Annotated in this window: 18 protein-coding genes; 10 read left to right on the top strand and 8 right to left on the bottom strand. The window is 70.1% G+C overall.

Annotated features, from left to right (window positions below):
* Positions 1-9 precede the first annotated feature (9 nt).
* The 4 genes from ACFQ6X_RS29670 to ACFQ6X_RS29685 form a co-directional block, all read right to left on the bottom strand.
* Positions 10-678, bottom strand: a complete 669-nt coding sequence (locus ACFQ6X_RS29670; protein WP_383185894.1) for a DUF6304 family protein — start codon at positions 676-678, stop codon at positions 10-12.
* 78 nt (positions 679-756) lie between these two features.
* Complete coding sequence (locus tag ACFQ6X_RS29675) at positions 757-1,353, bottom strand: GNAT family N-acetyltransferase (RefSeq protein ID WP_383185896.1); 597 nt, start codon at positions 1,351-1,353, stop codon at positions 757-759.
* A gap of 94 nt (positions 1,354-1,447) precedes the next feature.
* Positions 1,448-2,491: a family 2 encapsulin nanocompartment cargo protein polyprenyl transferase gene (locus ACFQ6X_RS29680; RefSeq protein ID WP_383185898.1), complete on the bottom strand. Its 1,044-nt coding sequence runs from the start codon at positions 2,489-2,491 to the stop codon at positions 1,448-1,450.
* Between the two features lie 96 nt (positions 2,492-2,587).
* Positions 2,588-3,994 carry a family 2B encapsulin nanocompartment shell protein gene (locus ACFQ6X_RS29685; protein WP_383185900.1) on the bottom strand — a complete coding sequence of 469 codons (1,407 nt, stop codon included), beginning with the start codon at positions 3,992-3,994 and terminating at the stop codon, positions 2,588-2,590.
* Between the two features lie 177 nt (positions 3,995-4,171).
* Here ACFQ6X_RS29685 and ACFQ6X_RS29690 point away from each other — a divergent pair, with 177 nt between their 5' ends.
* The 4 genes from ACFQ6X_RS29690 to ACFQ6X_RS29705 all read left to right on the top strand — a co-directional run bounded on the left by ACFQ6X_RS29690 (position 4,172) and on the right by ACFQ6X_RS29705 (position 7,656).
* Complete coding sequence (locus ACFQ6X_RS29690) at positions 4,172-4,624, top strand: RrF2 family transcriptional regulator (protein ID WP_383185902.1); 453 nt, start codon at positions 4,172-4,174, stop codon at positions 4,622-4,624.
* Between the two features lie 108 nt (positions 4,625-4,732).
* The gene (locus ACFQ6X_RS29695; RefSeq protein WP_383185904.1) at positions 4,733-5,929 is read left to right on the top strand and encodes a globin domain-containing protein; all 1,197 of its coding nucleotides are present in this window, start codon (positions 4,733-4,735) and stop codon (positions 5,927-5,929) included.
* Between the two features lie 138 nt (positions 5,930-6,067).
* Positions 6,068-6,658: an N-acetylmuramoyl-L-alanine amidase gene (locus tag ACFQ6X_RS29700; protein WP_383185906.1), complete on the top strand. Its 591-nt coding sequence runs from the start codon at positions 6,068-6,070 to the stop codon at positions 6,656-6,658.
* Between the two features lie 44 nt (positions 6,659-6,702).
* A complete protein-coding gene (locus tag ACFQ6X_RS29705; RefSeq protein ID WP_383185908.1) occupies positions 6,703-7,656 on the top strand; it encodes a 1-aminocyclopropane-1-carboxylate deaminase/D-cysteine desulfhydrase in 954 nt (317 codons plus the stop codon).
* Here ACFQ6X_RS29705 and ACFQ6X_RS29710 read toward each other — a convergent pair.
* Complete coding sequence (locus ACFQ6X_RS29710) at positions 7,632-9,233, bottom strand: Na+/H+ antiporter (RefSeq protein WP_383185909.1); 1,602 nt, start codon at positions 9,231-9,233, stop codon at positions 7,632-7,634. The genes ACFQ6X_RS29705 and ACFQ6X_RS29710 overlap by 25 nt on opposite strands.
* Before the next feature lie 35 nt (positions 9,234-9,268).
* On the opposite strand from ACFQ6X_RS29710, the gene ACFQ6X_RS29715 reads away from it, so the two are divergent.
* The 3 genes from ACFQ6X_RS29715 (at position 9,269) to ACFQ6X_RS29725 (ending at position 11,124) form a co-directional block, all read left to right on the top strand.
* A complete protein-coding gene (locus ACFQ6X_RS29715) occupies positions 9,269-9,529 on the top strand; it encodes a UBP-type zinc finger domain-containing protein (protein WP_383185911.1) in 261 nt (86 codons plus the stop codon).
* A gap of 231 nt (positions 9,530-9,760) precedes the next feature.
* On the top strand, positions 9,761-10,174 hold the full coding sequence (locus ACFQ6X_RS29720; RefSeq protein WP_003966375.1) for an anti-sigma regulatory factor: 414 nt from the start codon (positions 9,761-9,763) through the stop codon (positions 10,172-10,174).
* A gap of 23 nt (positions 10,175-10,197) precedes the next feature.
* Complete coding sequence (locus ACFQ6X_RS29725; protein WP_383185920.1) at positions 10,198-11,124, top strand: RNA polymerase sigma factor SigF; 927 nt, start codon at positions 10,198-10,200, stop codon at positions 11,122-11,124.
* A gap of 69 nt (positions 11,125-11,193) precedes the next feature.
* Here ACFQ6X_RS29725 and ACFQ6X_RS29730 read toward each other — a convergent pair whose 3' ends face one another.
* Positions 11,194-11,643 carry a hypothetical protein gene (locus ACFQ6X_RS29730; RefSeq protein WP_329207528.1) on the bottom strand — a complete coding sequence of 150 codons (450 nt, stop codon included), beginning with the start codon at positions 11,641-11,643 and terminating at the stop codon, positions 11,194-11,196.
* A 154-nt stretch (positions 11,644-11,797) separates the two neighbouring features.
* Between ACFQ6X_RS29730 and ACFQ6X_RS29735 the strand changes: the two genes are divergently transcribed.
* Together ACFQ6X_RS29735 and ACFQ6X_RS29740 are read left to right on the top strand one after the other, a co-directional pair.
* Positions 11,798-12,766, top strand: coding sequence for a diacylglycerol kinase family protein (locus ACFQ6X_RS29735; RefSeq protein ID WP_329207530.1), 969 nt, complete (start codon positions 11,798-11,800; stop codon positions 12,764-12,766).
* A gap of 320 nt (positions 12,767-13,086) precedes the next feature.
* Entirely contained in the window at positions 13,087-13,344 is a 258-nt protein-coding gene (locus tag ACFQ6X_RS29740) for a WhiB family transcriptional regulator (protein WP_003953983.1), read from the top strand.
* Between the two features lie 173 nt (positions 13,345-13,517).
* Here ACFQ6X_RS29740 and ACFQ6X_RS29745 read toward each other — a convergent pair whose 3' ends face one another.
* Both ACFQ6X_RS29745 and ACFQ6X_RS29750 read right to left on the bottom strand, forming a co-directional pair.
* Positions 13,518-14,984 (bottom strand): sensor histidine kinase, encoded by a 1,467-nt coding sequence (locus tag ACFQ6X_RS29745; RefSeq protein ID WP_383185922.1) that lies wholly within the window; start codon positions 14,982-14,984, stop codon positions 13,518-13,520.
* A 484-nt stretch (positions 14,985-15,468) separates the two neighbouring features.
* On the bottom strand, positions 15,469-16,518 hold the full coding sequence (locus tag ACFQ6X_RS29750; RefSeq protein WP_383185914.1) for an SIS domain-containing protein: 1,050 nt from the start codon (positions 16,516-16,518) through the stop codon (positions 15,469-15,471).
* Between the two features lie 184 nt (positions 16,519-16,702).
* Here ACFQ6X_RS29750 and nagB point away from each other — a divergent pair, with 184 nt between their 5' ends.
* Complete coding sequence (gene nagB / locus ACFQ6X_RS29755; protein ID WP_383185916.1) at positions 16,703-17,488, top strand: glucosamine-6-phosphate deaminase; 786 nt, start codon at positions 16,703-16,705, stop codon at positions 17,486-17,488.
* Positions 17,489-17,533: the final 45 nt, after the last annotated feature.

A 17,533-nucleotide genomic window follows, 5' to 3' on the forward strand; every position in this document is an offset into this window, starting at 1 on the left:
TGTCGGGGATCAGGCAAGCTCCAGCGGGAAGGCGCCGCGATGGCCCGTCCCCGCCCCCTCGGCCGGACGGGGTTCGAACTCCGGGCAGCTCCAGATCTCCTGGACCAGTCCCGTCCGCCTGTCCCACAGGTCGGCGACGTCTCCGCCGCCTGCGGCGTCGCGGTACGCGTCCTTCGCCCCGCGGAAGCAGGCGAGCCCGCCGGAGAGCCCGCGGACCGGTACGGGGAAATAGTCCGAGAAGGCGCAGGCGATGCACGTCTGGAGACGGATACCGGGCGGCAGGATGCGCTGGATCGTCGCCAGGGCGGACGCGAAGTCGCTCTCGGCCCGGTTCGATTCGTACGCCGCTCCGTCCAGATGGAGGACGAGGTACAGATCCGGGTCGGCGCGGCGCAGCGACAGCAGGCAACTGAGCGTGACCTGGCGGAGCGTGCCGGAGACGAGGACCGGAAGCGGCAGGTCCCACTCGAGGACGCAGTCGCTGAGCGCACCGTCCACCAGGTCGAACGCCCCGTCTTCAGGCGGCACAGCGGCCACGGGGCTCAGGCTGTCGAAGCTCTCGCCCTCGAAGGCGGAACCCCTGACGCGGATCCGGAGTTGCTGCCCGTCCGTGGTGAGGATGACCGGTTCGGAACCGTGACGGTCCCGGTACCAGCCTGCCCACGACTCATCTGTCATGTGCAGGGACTGTAGCCCGTGCCCGGTGCCGCCCCGGTGGCACCCTCCCCTTCTCCCGTGCGTCACCCTGACCGCTGTTCAGACTGTGTACGGATCACGCCACATGGGCCACATGGAGGGACCGTCCGGAAGGTCCACGGTCCGCCCCATGAAGGTGAACCCGAGCCGCTCGTAGAGACCTCGGCTGCGCTCGCTGCTCGCCTCCAGGTAGGCCGGGACTCCATCGCGGTCGCACCGCTCCAGCACCTGGGTGATGAGCGCTTCCCCGATCCCCTCCCCCTGGCGCTCCGGCGAGACGCCGATCATCAGCAGATACTCGTGGGCGCGGTCGTGCGGATGGACGGCGCCCGTCAGCCTCCCGATCAGTTCGGCCCGTTCGTTGTCGGGGTCAGCGGTCTCCCTCATGAGTGCGGGCGTGCCGTCGTCCCCCTCGGGTGCCCCCGCCGGGACCGAGAGCCAGAGGGCCACGGCCGTGCCGTCCTCCAGAATGTCGATCCGGCCGCCCGCCAGCGTGATGTCGGCGAAGACGCCGAGGAACTTCCCGTGCACCGCGCGCCGGTGCTCCTCGTCCGGAAAGACCCAACCGCTCACCGGGTCGTTGTGGAACGCCTCGTCCAGGATCCGTACGACCTGGTCCCTGTCCCGCTCGTCCGCCTGCCGTATGCGTACACCCATGACCGGCCCCGCCCCTTCGTCCCCGATGTGATGGTCCCAACCGACCTTCGGGATCCTAGAGTTGAATCGGGGTGCCGGTCACGGAGGCCTCGGCTCAGTGCGTCCTGCGGGTGACGAACTCGGCCAGGGCGAGCAGGTCACCGGCGGCGGCCGGATCGGGCACCGCACGGGACAGATGGTGGACCGCCCGGGCCATCCGGTCCGCCGCGCACATCTGGGCCCAGTCCCGGCCGCCCGCCCGGTCCACCGCGCCGGCTGCCCTGCTCACCTCGTCCGGGGTGTTCATGGCTCCCCGGTAGAGCGCGGCCAGTTCGGCGGCCGCGGGCGTGCCCGAGGTGAGGGCGGCCACCACCGGCAGGGACTTCTTGTGGGCCGACAGGTCCGCCCCGACCGGTTTGCCCGTGCGGTCCGTGTCCCCCCAGATCCCGATCAGGTCGTCGATGAGCTGGAACGCGAGACCTGCCTCCCTCCCGAAGCCGTCCATGGCTCCCACAGCCCGCTCCCCGGCCCCCGCGTACAGGGCGCCGAGGGCACAGGCACAGCCGAGCAGCGCACCCGTCTTGGCAGTGGCCATCGTGAGGCACTCGTCCAGCGTGACGTCGTCGGGGCCGCGCTTCTCCAGGGCGCAGTCGGCCTGTTGCCCCGCACACAGTTCGATGACGCAGGTGGACAGCCGGGCCGAAGCAGGTGCGGACGCCGGGTGCGGGTCGTCGGACAGCAGCCGCTGTGCGAGGGCGAGCATGGCGTCGCCGGTGATGACGGCGTCCGGCACACCGAACACCGCCCACGCCGTGGGCCGGTGCCTGCGGGTGGCGTCCTCGTCGATCACGTCGTCGTGGAGCAGGGTGAAGTTGTGCGCCAGCTCCACGGCCACGGCGGCCCGTACGGCGTGATCCGGATCGCCGCCCAGCGCGCGGGCGGCGGCCAGGACCAGTGCGGGCCTGATGGCCTTGCCGGCCAGTCCCGAGGCCGGGCTTCCGTCCGCGTTCTGCCAGCCGAAGTGGTACATCGCGACCTGGCGTATGCCTGGGGGCAGCGATTCCACGGCAGCTCGCAGGTGCGGGTCGACGACGCCGCGGGTGCGCTCCAGGAGCGCGGCGGCCTCGTGCCCTTCCGTCGCGGCGTCCGTACTCGTCATGGTCACGGTCACTCCTTCCGGGTGCCCCGGGGGCACCTCTGTCGTGGCCCTGCGCGTACGGGGCCCGGGCCGGCGTCGCCCGGGCCCCCGGGCGGATCACCGCCAGCGGCTGACCTCGACGTTCTCCAGGACACCGAGGGCATCCGGCACCAGGATGGCGGCGGAGTAGTAGGCCGTTACCAGGTACGAGATGATCGCCTGCTCGTCGATGCCCATGAAGCGGACCGACAGGCTCGGCTCGATCTCGTCCGGGATGCCGCTCTGCTGAAGTCCGACGACTCCCTGGTCCGCTTCACCGGTCCGCATGCAGATGATCGATGTGGTGCGGGCATCGGTGACCGGGATCTTGTTGCACGGGAAGATCGGAACTCCGCGCCACGCGGGCACATGGTGCCCGCCGACCTCCACGCTCTCCGGCACCAGACCGCGTTTGTTGCACTCGCGGCCGAAGGCGGCGATGGCCCGGGGATGGGCCAGGAAGAGGTTCGACCCGCGCCGGCGCGACAGCAGTTCGTCCATGTCGTCGGGGCTGGGGGCCCCGTCGTGGGGCTGGAGCCGCTGCCCGTAGTCGCAGTTGTTGAGCAGTCCGAACTCGCGGTTGTTGACCAGTTCGTGCTCCTGGCGCTCCCTCAGCGCCTCGACGGTGAGCCGCAGCTGCTGCTCGGTCTGGTTCATCGGCTGGTTGTAGAGATCGGCGACCCTGCTGTGCACCTTCAGCACGGTCTGGGCGACGCTCAGCTCGTATTCACGTGGAGCCGACTCGTAGTCGACGAACGTGTGCGGGACGACGCTCTCCCCCACGTGTCCGGCGGACAGATCGATCTCCGCCTCGCCGTAGCGGTTGGTGCGCTGGTGAGGGATGGAGAGCAGTCCGGCGAGGTGGTCGCGCAGCGAGTCGGCGCGGGCCGCGAGGTTGAGCACGTCCGAACGGCGCAGCGTCAGCAGCGTGCACGCGGTGACGGCCCGGGCCGTGTACTCCCAGGCCGCGTCGCCGTCGATCAGCGCCTGGTCGCCGAAGTAGGCGCCGTCGGCGAGGACTCCGAGCACCGTCTCGTCGCCGTACGGGCCGGACCCGACCTTCTCGACCTTGCCGTGGGCGAGCAGGAAGACGCGGTCCGCCGCGTCCCCCGAGGCGGCGAGCACCTCCCCGGCCGCAACGTCGCGCTGCTCGCACCTGCGCGCCAGCTCGCCCAGCACCTCTTCGTCCCCGAAGTCCCGCAGGGCGGGCAGTTCGCCGAGCTCCGCGGGGATGACCGTGACCCGGTCGCCGGTCTGGACAAAGGTCAACCGGCCGTCTCCGACCGAATAGCTGAGCCGGCGGTTCACCCGGTAGGTCCCGCCCTGCACCTGCACCCACGGCAGCATGCGCAGCAGCCACCGCGAGGTGATCTCCTGCATCTGCGGGGCGGACTTGGTCGTTGTCGCGAGGTTCCGCGCAGCCGCTGTGCCGAGACTCTGCTGCGGCGGCGGCTGCGTGTCGCGAACCTCTTCACCAACGGACATCCGACATCCTCTCGATCATGGACTGACCTGCGAGAAGAAGCCTTTCAGCAGAAGGACACGGCGCGCTATTACACAAAAGAGTGTGACTATTCGGGCTCGCGTCGGGGCACGTTGCCCTGCGTCGCCGCGCACCCTCTTTAATTTGCATCCCTCATGCAACATAACTACGCTGAGCCCATGCGCCTGACGAGATTCACCGACGTGGCACTGCGTGTACTCATGCGGCTGGCTGTCGCGACGGGGGACGAGGACCCGCCGACCACCCGGGAGGTCGCGGCCACCATGCAGGTGCCGTACACCCACGCCGCGAAGGTCGTCGCCCGGCTCCAGCACCTCGGCCTCGTCGACGCACGCCGCGGCCGCGGGGGCGGCCTCACCCTCACCGGAGCCGGCCGGTCCGCATCGGTCGGCGCTCTCGTGCGCGAGCTGGAAGGGCCAGGCGAGGTGGTCGAGTGCGAGGGCGCCACCCCCTGTCCGCTGCGCTCCGCCTGCAGGCTGCGTTCCGCACTCCGCGCGGCGGAAGAGGCCTTCTACGCCTCGCTCGACCCCATCGCCGTCACCGATCTCGTCTCCTCCCCCACCGGCCCCCTGCTGATCGGCATCAGCGGCAGCCGTCCCCCGTCGGACTGACCCGCGCACGCTCCACCGTGCGCCGATTTCGCCGCCCTAAAATACGCATCTCATATACCACTTCTAATCCGTTCGCCCTGCTCCACTCCACACCTGAGGAGTCACCCCATGCTCTCCGAGACGTCGACCGCGACCGTCCGTGCCACCCTGCCCGCCGTCGGGGCAGGCATCGGCGACATCGCGGACCTCTTCTACCGGAAGCTGTTCGACGCCCGGCCCGAGTTGCTCCGCGACCTGTTCAACCGCGGCAACCAGGCGTCCGGCGCACAGCGCCAGGCTCTCGCGGGCTCCATCGCCTCCTTCGCCGCCCAGTTGGTCGACCACCCGGACATACGCCCCGACGCGATGCTCATCCGCATAGCCAACAAGCACGCATCGCTCGGCATCACGCCCTCGCAGTACGAGGTCGTGCACACCTATCTCTTCGCGGCCATCACCGAGGTACTCGGTGACGCGGTCACGCCGGAGGTCGCCGCCGCCTGGGACGAGGTCTACTGGCTGATGGCCAACGCCCTCATCGCCATCGAGAGCCGGCTGTACGCCCAGCAGGGCGTTGTCGCGGGCGACGTGTGGCGTGAGTGGACGGTGACCTCGCGGACCGAGGAGACGAAGGACGTCGCCACGTTCGGGATCACCCCCTCCGACGGCGCTCCGGCCCCGGACTTCCACCCGGGCCAGTACGTCTCCGTACAGGTGGCACTCCCCGACGGCGCACACCAGATACGTCAGTACAGCCTCTCCCGCGCGCCGGGCTCCGCCCTGCGTTCGATCACCGTCAAGCGGGTACGGGGCCAAGGCACTCCCGACGGCGAGGTCTCGCAGTACCTGCACGCCCACGTACGGGAGGGCGACCGGCTGCGCGTCTCGGCCCCGTACGGCGACCTGGTGCTCGACGACAGCGACGCCCCGCTGCTCCTCGCCTCGGCGGGCATCGGCTGCACCCCCATGCTGTCGATGCTGGAACACCTGGCGGCGAAGGACCACCGCTCCCCCGTCACCGTGGTGCACGGCGACCGTTCGGCCGCCGACCACGCCCTGCGCAGGGACCACGCGCTGTTCACCGGCAAGCTCCACGACGCCACCGCGCACTTCTGGTACGAGCACCCGGAGCCGGGCCACCCCCGGGAGCGCACCGGTACGGTCGACCTGACCGCCCTTCCGATCGCTTCCGGAACCCGCGCCTACCTCTGCGGTCCGCTGCCCTTCATGCGCGCCGTCCGCTCCCAGCTGCTCGCCAAGGACGTGCGCGCGGCCGACATCCACTACGAAGTGTTCGGCCCCGACCTCTGGCTCGCCCGGGGCTGACCACCCACGGATGCGGCGCCCGCAGCTCGCGGAACTGTCCGGAACGACGCGCAGTTTGCCCGAACAGGTGGCCCGGAGGCCCGCGTTCCGGTAGAAGCGCTGTACGGACACACTCCCCACGCACCAAAGGAGTCGGCCATGTCCTCACCCATGTCCGCGAGCAACTTCCTCAAAGTCCTGAAGGACGAGGGGCTCACCGTCGTCCAGGTCGGCGACTGGCGTACCCACAACCGCAACCACAAAGGCCCCTGGGGGCCGGTGCACGGCGTGATGATCCATCACACCGTCACCAAGGGCACCGCCCGCACCGTCGAGATCTGCCGTGACGGCTACTCGGGCCTGCCCGGCCCGCTCTGCCACGGCGTGATCGCCAAGGACGGCCGGGTCCATCTGGTCGGCTACGGCCGCGCCAACCACGCCGGCCTCGGCGACGACGACGTCCTGCGCGCAGTCATCGCGGAGACGGGACTCCCGGCGGACAACGAGGCCAACACCGACGGAAACCGGCACTTCTACGGGTTCGAGTGCGAGAACCTCGGCGACGGGAAGGACCCCTGGCCCGCCGTCCAGCTCGAAGCCGTCGAGAAGGCGGCCGCAGCTGTCTGCCGCTTCCACCACTGGGACGCGCCCTCGGTCATCGGCCACCTGGAATGGCAGCCGGGCAAGGTCGACCCGCGCGGCTTCTCGATGACGGGCATGCGCACCCGGATCCACGACCGGCTCAAGTAGCGGCCGGCCATCCGCGCAGGCCGCACCGGCCGCACAATGAGTGCATGCACCACGAAGCGCTCGACCTCTCCCGGCTGCAGCCGGTTCTCCCCTCGCCCCTGCAGCCGGCCGAGGACGAGCGCTTCGCGCGTCACGGCGTGACACTGCTCCTCAAGCGCGACGATCTGATCCACCCCGACCTGCCCGGCAACAAGTGGCGGAAGCTCGCCCCCAACCTCCGGGCGGCCGCCGGACGCACCGTTCTGACCTTCGGCGGTGCCTACTCCAATCACCTGCGCGCCACGGCCGCCGCGGGACGACTGCTCGGCTTCCCGACGGTCGGCGTCGTACGCGGCGACGAGCTTGCCGCCCGCCCCCTCAACCCCTCCCTCGCCCGGTGTGCGGCCGACGGCATGCGGCTGCACTTCGTGGACCGGGCGACGTACCGCTCGAAGGCCGCTCCCGAGGTCCTGGACGGGCTGCTGAGCCTCTTCGGGGCGTGCACCGTCCTCCCGGAGGGTGGCAGCAACGCTCTCGCCGCACAGGGCTGCACAGCGCTCGGCCACGAGCTGCGCGGGCAGGGCGACACGGTCGCGGTGGCCTGCGGGACCGGCGGCACCCTGGCGGGGCTGGCTGCCGGACTCGGTCCGGGGCAGCGCGCCCTGGGCATTCCTGTGCTGCGCGGCGGCTTCCTGGAGGACGTGGTGCTGAACCTGCAGCACGAGGCGTTCGGCTCACGGTCCGGTCAGTGGTCCCTGGACGAGCGCTTCCACTTCGGCGGCTACGCCCGTACGACCCCGGAGCTGCACGCGTTCGCCGACGACTTCGAGGACCGCCACGGCCTGCCGGTCGAGCGGCTCTACGTGGCCAAGCTGCTGTACGCCCTGACCGCACTGGCGCAGGAAGGAGCCTTCGCCCGGGGATCGACGGTGACCGCCGTGATCACCGGGCGGCCGGACCGACGGGCACCTGGACCGACAGGACCCTCGGACACTCAGTCCCCGTCCGACTCCCGGTAGGCCGCCGCCTCTTCGAGGTCGAGCCGGCGCAGCAGGGCGCGCAGCATCTCGTCGTCGATCCGACGCTCGTCCCTGAGCTGCACGAACACCTCGCGCTCGGCGCCGATCATCTCCCGCGCGAGTCGCCGGTAGGTCTCGTCCGCCGACTCCCCGGTGACCGGATTGGCCGCGCCGAGCCGCTCCCACACCGCGTTGCGGCGCCGTTCCATGACGGTCCGCAGACGTTCGGTGAGCGGGTCGGGCAGCGCGTTGCGCGGATCGGACAGCAACTCCTCCAGACGCGTCTCCGCAGCCGTGGAGGCCTCGCTCTGCGCCTGGGCCTCGGCCAGCGTCTCGGTCCGCACGTCACGTCCCGGGAGCTTCAGCACCCGCACGAGGAGCGGCAGGGTGAGCCCCTGGATGACCAGGGTCGCGATGACGGTCGTGAAGGTCAGGAAGAGGACCAGGTTGCGGGCCGGGAAGTCCTCCCCGTCATGGGTGACCAGCGGGATGGAGAACGCGATGGCGAGCGAGACGACGCCCCGCATCCCCGCCCAGCTCACGATCAGCGGCGAGGTCCACGGCAGGTCGGGTTCGCGTTCCCTGATGCGCCGGGAGAGCCACAGGGGGAGGTAGCTCGCCGGGTAGACCCAGACGAAGCGCACCACGACCACTGCGATGAACACGGCGGCCGCGTACCAGAGGGCTTCGATGACGCCGTAGGTGCCGAGCCCCCTCAGCACGAAGGGCAGCTGCAGCCCGATGAGCGCGAAGACCGCGGACTCCAGGATGAACGCGACCATCTTCCAGACAGCCGCCTCCTGGAGCCGTGTCGCGAAGTCGACCTGCCAGGAGCGATGCCCCAGGTAGAGCGCGACGACGACCACGGCGAGCACCCCGGAGGCGTGCACCCGCTCCGCGGCCGCGTACGCCACGAAGGGGATCAGCAGCGACAGGGTGTTCTGCAGCAACGCCTCCTTGAGGTGCGTGCGCAGCCAGTGCAGCGGCACCATCAGCAGCAGGCCGACGCCGACTCCGCCGACCGCCGCCAGCAGGAACTCGCCGATCCCCTCGGCCCAGGTGACGCCCTCGCCGACCGCGGCAGCAAGGGCGACCCTGAACGCGGTGATCGCGGTGGCGTCGTTCACCAGGGACTCGCCCTGGAGGATGGTCGTGACCCTGGCGGGCAGCCCGACCCGCCGGGCGATCGCGGCGGCCGTGACGGCGTCCGGCGGGGCGACCACCGCGCCGAGCACGAGCGCGGCGGTCAGTGGCAGGTCGGGCACGACCAGGTACGCGAGCCAGCCCACCGCGACGGTGGCGAAGAGCACGTACCCCACGGAGAGCAGGGCGACCGGCCGCAGATTGGCCCGCAGATCGAGGTACGAGCTGTCGACCGCGGCCGTGTACAGCAGTGGGGGCAGCAGAAGCGGCAGCACGACGTGCGCGTCCAGCGTGTAGTCCGGTACGCCCGGCAGGTACGCCGCCAGCAGGCCCACGGCCACCAGGACCAACGGGGCCGGCACCGGGGTCCGCCGCGCGGCCCCCGCGACCGCCGCGCTGGCCGCTACGAGTGCCACCAGCTGCAACGCGTCCATCTCACCGTCCTCGCATCCGTCGTAACGTGGCCATCATGAGTGAGTGCCTGCATGTTCTCGAAGTGCCGCGCCCCGAGCCCGCCCCGCTCAGCGAAACCTGCCTCGAGTGTCTGGCCGCGGGCAGTCATCCCGTGCAGCTGCGGCTCTGCCTCACCTGCGGCCACGTCGGCTGCTGCGACTCGTCGCCCCTGAAGCACGCCACGGCGCACTTCCACGAGACAGGTCATCCGGTCATGCGAAGTTACGAATGCGGCGACAACTGGCGCTGGTGCTTCGAGGACGGTTCGATCGTCTGACGTCTGGGTACGTCAAACCGGCGCCGGTTCTTCGCAATTGACCACCGCAGACCTCTAGCCACTGTGCGTACTCATGGGCTTACCATGAGTGACGGTCAGGGGATGGGGTCTCGGCGACACGGCATCATGGATCGCGATAGCGTCGCCGAACCACAGAACCGACGAAGACCGCATGGCTCCGGGCACTCGTCCCGGAGCCTCGAATGAGTTTGTGCCACCTTGGAGGTGAGGGTGTCCCAGATCGCAGGCGAGCCCGGGAATCAGGACTTCGTAGAGGTCCGGCTGCCCGCTGCGGGTGCCTACCTGTCGGTGCTGCGTACGGCCACGGCCGGTCTCGCAGCGCGCTTGGACTTCACTCTCGACGAGATCGAGGATCTTCGCATCGCGGTCGACGAGGCCTGCGCGATCCTGCTCCAGCAGGCCGTGCCGGGTTCCGTCCTCAGCTGCGTCTTCCGCCTCGTCGACGACTCCCTCGAGGTGACCGTGTCGGCCCCGACCACGGACGGCCGCGCTCCCGAGCGCGACACCTTCGCCTGGACGGTGCTCTCCGCACTGGCCGGCAAGGTCGACTCCACGGTCGCCGACGACCGTACGGTCAGCATCAGCCTCTACAAACAGCGCGGCGCGGGACCCGGGCCGGCGTGAGCAACGGGAACGGGGACGGTCCTGTGCGGGACGAGACGATCCGATCCGGGGTGGTGCGCCCAGCAGCCGTCCCGGAGCAACAGGCCCGGCCGCACCCGGTGGACGGTGCGGACGGGACCCAAGGCCGCACGGTCGCGGTGAAGCAGTCGCAGGCAGAGCGGGCGGGCCAGATGAGCGAGCACGGGCACCACGATCCACACGACCGCAGCGGGGCGCGGGCACTCTTCATCGAGCTGCGCGAGCTTGCCGACGGCTCGCCGGAGAAGGCGGAGCTGCGCAACCGGCTGGTGCGCATGCACCTCCCGCTCGTCGAGCACCTGGCCCGCAGATTCCGCAACCGGGGCGAGCCGCTGGACGACCTGACCCAGGTCGCGACGATCGGGCTGATCAAGTCCGTCGACCGGTTCGACCCGGACCGCGGTGTCGAGTTCTCGACGTACGCGACCCCTACGGTCGTCGGCGAGATCAAGCGGCACTTCCGCGACAAGGGCTGGGCGGTGCGGGTGCCCCGCCGCCTCCAGGAGCTGCGGCTGTCGCTGACCACGGCAACCGCTGAGCTCTCCCAGCAGCACGGCCGCTCGCCGACGGTGCACGAGCTCGCGGAGCGCCTGGGCATCTCCGAGGAGGAGGTCCTGGAGGGCCTGGAATCGGCCAATGCCTACAGCACGCTCTCCCTGGACGTCCCGGACACGGATGACGAGTCCCCCGCGGTCGCGGACACGCTCGGCTCCGAGGACGAGGCGCTGGAGGGCGTCGAGTACCGCGAGTCGCTCAAGCCGCTCCTCGAGGACCTCCCGCCGCGCGAGAAGCGGATTCTGCTGCTCCGCTTCTTTGGCAACATGACCCAGTCGCAGATCGCCCAGGAGGTCGGCATCTCCCAGATGCACGTCTCCCGACTGCTGGCGCGCACGCTCGCACAGCTGCGCGAGCGGCTGCTCGTCGAGGAGTAGGCCGAGCAGGCGCCGGGGCGACGGAGGACGAACGGCCCGGGGCTGAGGCCTCGGGGGTCGCCCGCGGGCTCAGGCCTCGGGGGTCGCCCGCGGCCCCCGGATGCCCAGCGCCCGCGTGGTCGCCGGGTTGAGCAGCAGCACGAGCGCGGTCACGGCGACGGCGGCAAGGACGATCCCGGCCGGGATCAGTGCGCCCTGCGCACGCAGCAGGGTCCAGGCGACCGGCAGCGCCATGAGCTGGGTGATGAGCGCGGGGCCACGGCTCCAGCTGCGCCGCAGCAGCAGCCCGCGGGCGGCGAACAGCGGGATCAGCCCGAGCGCCAGCAGCGTGAGTCCGCCCATCTCGGCCTGCTGGGGGCTCTCGGGCCGGCCGAGCAGCCCCATGACCAGCATGTAGATCCCGCCGATGGCGAGCGCGGCCCCTTCCAGGGCACTGAGTGCGGCCACGACGGCGATCCGGCCCTGCCTCTCCGGGCCGGCCGAGGGCGACGGGGAGGGCGCGTTCTGCTGAGTACTCACGCCGTTCAGGTTGGCATCCCGGCCCGCCGAACGCGAAGTCGGGGTCGAGCCGGATCGGAGCCGGGCCCGGGGCGTCGTCACTTTCCGTTACGGGCGGCGGACCGAGCGGATCAGGACTTCAGGCCGGTACCGCGCGGTAGGTACTCTGGCGGGCATGCGCGCACTTCTTGTGGTCAACCCAGCTGCCACCACTACCAGTGCGCGGACCCGTGATGTCCTCATCCACGCCCTCGCGAGCGAGATGAAACTCGAGGCCGTGACCACTGAGTACCGCGGCCACGCCCGGGACCTGGGACGACGTGCGGCCGACTCCGACGACATCGACCTCGTGGTCGCCCTCGGCGGCGACGGCACGGTCAACGAAGTCGTGAACGGCCTGCTGCACAAGGGGCCCGATGTGGACAGCCTGCCGAGCCTCGCCGTGGTTCCGGGCGGTTCCACCAATGTGTTCGCACGCGCCCTGGGCATCCCCAACGACGCCGTGGAAGCGACCGGCGCCATCCTGGACGCACTCGCCGACCGCAGCGAACGCACGGTGGGCCTCGGCCTGGCGGCGGGCACCCCGGGCACGGCGGACGAAGCCGTTCCGGAACGCTGGTTCACTTTCTGTGCCGGACTGGGATTCGACGCGGGCGTCCTCGGCCGCGTCGAACAGAAACGCGAGCGCGGCAAGCGTTCGACCCATCCGCTGTACGTGCGCCAGGTGATCCGCCAGTTCCTCGAGGAACCGCACCGCCGCAAGGGCCTGATCACCCTGGACGTGCCCGGCCGGGACCCGGTCACGGACCTCGCGCTGTCCATAATCTGCAACACCGCACCCTGGACCTACCTGGGGAATCGTCCGATGTACGCCGCTCCGAAGGCATCCTTCGACACCGGCCTGGACATCCTCGGTCTGAAGCGCCTCACGACGCCCGCGGTGGCGCGGTACGCCACCCAGCTGCTCACTTCGAGCCCCGAGAAGGGCCCACACGGCAAGCACGCAGTCTCCCTCCATGACCTCACCGACTTCACCTTGCATTCAAAGGCTCCACTGCCCTTCCAGATGGACGGTGACCACCTGGGACTGCGTACGAGCGTGACGTTCACAGGCGTACGCCGTGCACTGCGTGTGATTGTGTGAGTGGAAGGGCTCAAAGTCCTTTAACTCGAACGTTTGGGCTGGCCCCCACCCCTTAGAAGTACGGCTGTGACCTAGTCGACACCGAGGAATCAAAAAAAACTTTCCAGAAGGGGTTGTATCCGCCGCCGAGGTTTGCGAATCTCTACATGGCGATCGGGACGGCCCGCAACATCGGCCTCCACTGAGAGCCAGAACCCCTCCTCACCACAACAGGACCACAACCAGTTCATCTGGGAGTCGGACCTTCGTCTGCGGGGGGATTCGTGAAAGCGTTCACATTCACAAGCATCCGCATGTAATACCAAGGAGAGGTAGCAGCCATGGACTGGCGTCACAACGCCGTTTGTCGTGAGGAAGACCCGGAGCTGTTCTTCCCCATCGGCAACACCGGTCCTGCGCTGCTGCAGATCGAGGAAGCCAAGGCCGTCTGCCGTCGCTGCCCCGTCATGGAGCAGTGCCTGCAGTGGGCGCTCGAGTCCGGCCAGGACTCCGGCGTCTGGGGTGGCCTCAGCGAGGACGAGCGCCGCGCAATGAAGCGCCGCGCCGCTCGCAACCGGGCGCGTAACGCCAGCGCCTGACCGACGCCCCCCGCACGACGAGCCTCAGCCAGGCGGCGCGTACAGAGCGTACGCACAGCCCCGCCTTCGAGTCGCAGCGCGCAGTACCCCCGAAGCGCATCGCACCGTGAGCACCACACAGTGGGCCCGGACCGTTACCACGGTCCGGGCCCACTGCTCTGTGCGGTGCCGCTCTATTTGTCGTTGGTGACCGGGATGTCGAGGATGACCTGGGTGCCGCGCCCCGGCGCCGGGACCATGCCGAAGGTGCCGCCCAACTCGCCCTCCACCAACGTCCGCACGATCTGCAGACCCAGGTTGCCGGCCCGCTGGGGGTCGAATCCCTCGGGCAGGCCGCACCCGTCGTCCGTCACGGTGATCAGCAGCCGCCCCTCGGCGGGTGAGCCGCCCCGTACCGCGGACACCTCCACCGTGCCGGACTCGGCCGGGGTGAAGGCGTGTTCCAGTGCGTTCTGCAGCACCTCGGTCAGTACCATCGAGAGCGGAGTGGCCACTTCCGCATCGAGGACTCCGAAGCGGCCCGTGCGGCGGCAGGTGACCTTGCCGGGCGAGATCTCCGAGACCATCGCGATCACACGGTCGGCGATCTCGTCGAACTCGACCCGCTCGTCCAGATTCTGGGACAGCGTCTCATGCACGATGGCGATCGAACCGACGCGCCGCACGGCCTCGTTGAGCGCCTCGCGTCCCTGCTCGGAGTCCATGCGGCGGGCCTGGAGGCGCAACAGGGCAGCCACCGTCTGGAGGTTGTTCTTCACCCGGTGGTGGATCTCCCGGATGGTGGCGTCCTTGGTGATCAACTCCCGCTCACGGCGCCTCAGTTCCGTGACGTCACGGAGCAGGACCAGCGAACCGATGCGGACGCCCTTGGGCTTGAGCGGAATCGCTCGCAGCTGGATCACGCCGCCTTCGCCCTCGACCTCGAACTCCCGGGGCGCGTACCCGCTCGCCACCTTGACCAGGGCTTCGTCGACCGGGCCGCGCGAGGGCGCGAGCTCGGCCGTCGTCGCGCCGAGGTGGTGGCCGACGAGATCGGAGGCGAGGCCGAGACGGTGGTAGGCGGAAAGGCCGTTGGGGCTGGCGTACTGGACGACGCCGTCGGCATCGAGCCTGATCAGCCCGTCGCCGACGCGCGGCGAGGCATCCATGTCGACCTGCTGGCCCGGGAACGGGAAGGACCCGGCGGCGATCATCTGGGCCAGGTCGGACGCGGACTGGAGGTAGGTGAGCTCCAGCCGGGACGGCGTACGCACGGTGAGGAGGTTCGTATTGCGGGCGATGACCCCGAGGACCCGGCCCTCACGGCGTACGGGGATCGACTCGACCCGTACGGGAACCTCCTCGCGCCACTCCGGGTCGCCCTCGCGCACGATCCGCCCCTCGTCCAGGGCGGCGTCCAGCAGGGGCCTGCGGCCCCGCGGCACCAGATGGCCGACCATGTCGTCCTGGTAGGAGGTGGGCCCGGTGTTGGGCCGCATCTGCGCCACGGACACATAGCGGGTCCCGTCGCGGGTGGGCACCCACAGGACGAGGTCGGCGAAGGACAGATCGGAGAGCAGCTGCCACTCCGAGACCAGCAGATGGAGCCACTCGAGGTCGGTGTCACTCAGGGCTGTGTGCTGGCGGACAAGGTCGTTCATGGAGGGCACAGGGCGAGCGTACCTGTGGAAACGGGCAGGTTCCGAACCGATCGGCCCGCCGATGCGTGACACTGTGCAGAGGGGGCGCGCACAGAAAAATGTCCGCACCCATGGATGGACACGGACTATTGGTCTAGTCCACAATGCACCAGGTATGCACATGATGGAACAAGAGCATCATGTACAAGACAGACCTCCGCTCTCCCCGCACAGGAGAGCGGATCGAGGCACCCGGCGCTCTCTGCCCTGACTGCGCCGGTGTCTCCAGTGGCCGGAGGCACCGCACACCGCCGGCCAGGTAGCTCCGGGCTGCGGTGCCGGACGGGCTGAGGGTCCCGTCCCGGCGCCGCGGCCCGCGGGTGTTTTCGGGGCCCGACGGGCCGGACCGCACCGCCCGGGAACCGCCCCGGAACCGCCCGGAAGCCGCCCCCGCACCGCCCGGGAACCACTTCAGAACCCCGCCCGGCAACCGGCCCCGCGGACGTCAGCTCGTCTCCGTGATCTTGGCGAGGGCGCGCGGCGCGTCCGGATCCTGACCCCGGGCGATCGTCACCTCGTACGCCAGCATCTGCAGCGGCAGGATCTCCAGAACCGGCTGCAGTTCCTCCGCCACCCCCGCCGTCGGCAGCACGAAGCCCGCGGACGCCGCCTCCACCTGCGCCTGGGGGCCGACGACGAAGAGGTCGGCGCCGCGGCCACGGAGCCGGTCCAGGACGGGCTGCAGGGCCTTTCCGCCCCGTCCGTCGGTGACCACGGCGATCACCGGGGAGATGTTGTCGACCATGGCCAGCGGACCGTGCAGGAGATCCGCGCCCGAGTAGGACAGGGCGGGGATGTAACTGGTCTCCATCAGCTTGAGGGCCGCCTCCTTGGCCGTGGGATATCCGTAACCGCGCGAGGTGATGACCATGCGCTCGGCGAAGCGGTAGCGCGAGGCCAGCCCCGCCACCTCGGCCCTGCGGCCCAGGATCCCGTCGGCCAGGTCCGGCAGCACCGCGGCCGCGGCCGCCCCGTCACCACCGCCCAGGGCCTCCACGAAGAGATAGAGCGCCAGCAGGGAGGCGGTGTAGGTCTTCGTGGCGGGCAGGGCCCGCTCCGGGCCCGCCAGGATGTCGATGTGGTGCTCGGAGACCGCGGCCAGCCCCGAGTCCGGGTTGTTCGTGACCGCGAGGGTGACCGCGCCGGCCTCCCTCGCGGCCTTCGTGGAGGCGACCAGGTCCGGCGAGCCCCCCGACTGGCTGATGGTGATCACCAGGACGTCCGTCAGATCCGGCTTCGCGCCGTACGCCGTCGTGGTGGACATCGAGGCCAGCCCGCACGGCAGGCCGAGCCGGATCTCCAGGAGGTACTTCGCGTAGAGCGCCGCGTTGTCCGACGTACCGCGCGCGGTGAGCAGGACGAAGCGCGGCTTCCTCGCCGCGATCTCGGCGGCCACGGCACCGATCGGACCGGCCCCCCGACCGAGGATGCGCCTGAGCACCTCGGGCTGCTCGGCCATCTCTGCGGACATGATCACACCCGGACGATCGGACATGACGGTACCTCCCGGTCGGTGCTGGCTCGCACGAGTCGAACACGACAAACCGGACCTCCGCCAGCGGGGCGACGCAGGGGCCTCCGTGCCCGGACAGTTCACCTCCGGACTACCGGCTTCTGTTAGATTGGACTTCGATTGGTCTATACCACATGACGCCACTCTCCAGATCGGCAGGCACAGCGTGGAAGTTGTCATCGTCCCGGACGCCACGGCAGGCGGCGAACTCATCGCGGGTGCCATCGTCGCCCTGCTGAGCCGCAAGCCCGACGCCCTGCTCGGCGTTGCCACCGGCTCGACCCCGCTGCCCATTTACCAGGCCCTGGCGGCCAAGGTCCGCTCCGGCGCGGTCGACGCCTCGCGCGCCCGCATCTGCCAGCTCGACGAGTACGTCGGGCTGCCTGCCGGCCACCCCGAGTCGTACCGTTCCGTGGTGCTGCGCGAGGTCGTCGAACCGCTCGGCCTGTCCGAGGCGTCCTTCATGGGCCCGGACGGCTCCGCCGAGGACGTCCAGGCCGCCTGCGAGGCGTACGACAAGGCGCTCGCCGAGGCGGGCGGAGTCGACCTCCAGCTGCTCGGCATCGGCACCGACGGGCACATCGGCTTCAACGAGCCGTGCTCCTCGCTCGCCTCCCGCACCCGGATCAAGACCCTGACCGAGCAGACCCGCGTCGACAACGCACGCTTCTTCGACAACGACATCGAGCAGGTGCCGCGCCACGTCATCACCCAGGGCATCGGCACGATCCTGGAGTCGCGCCACCCGATCCTCCTGGCCACGGGCGAGGGCAAGGCCGACGCGGTCGCCCAGACCGTGGAGGGGCCGGTCGCCTCGATCGTGCCGGCGTCCGCGCTGCAGCTGCACCCGCGCGCCACGGTGGTCGTCGACGAGGCGGCGGCGTCGAAGCTGAAGCTCGCCGACTACTTCCGGGCCACGTACGCGGCGAAGCCCTCGTGGCAGGGCATCTGAGACACCCCGACAGGAGAGGGCCGGACACCCAGTGGGTGTCCGGCC

The sequence above is a fragment of the Streptomyces sp. NPDC056452 genome, assembly GCF_042796085.1.
In the GTDB taxonomy this organism is placed as follows: Bacteria; Actinomycetota; Actinomycetes; order Streptomycetales; family Streptomycetaceae; genus Streptomyces.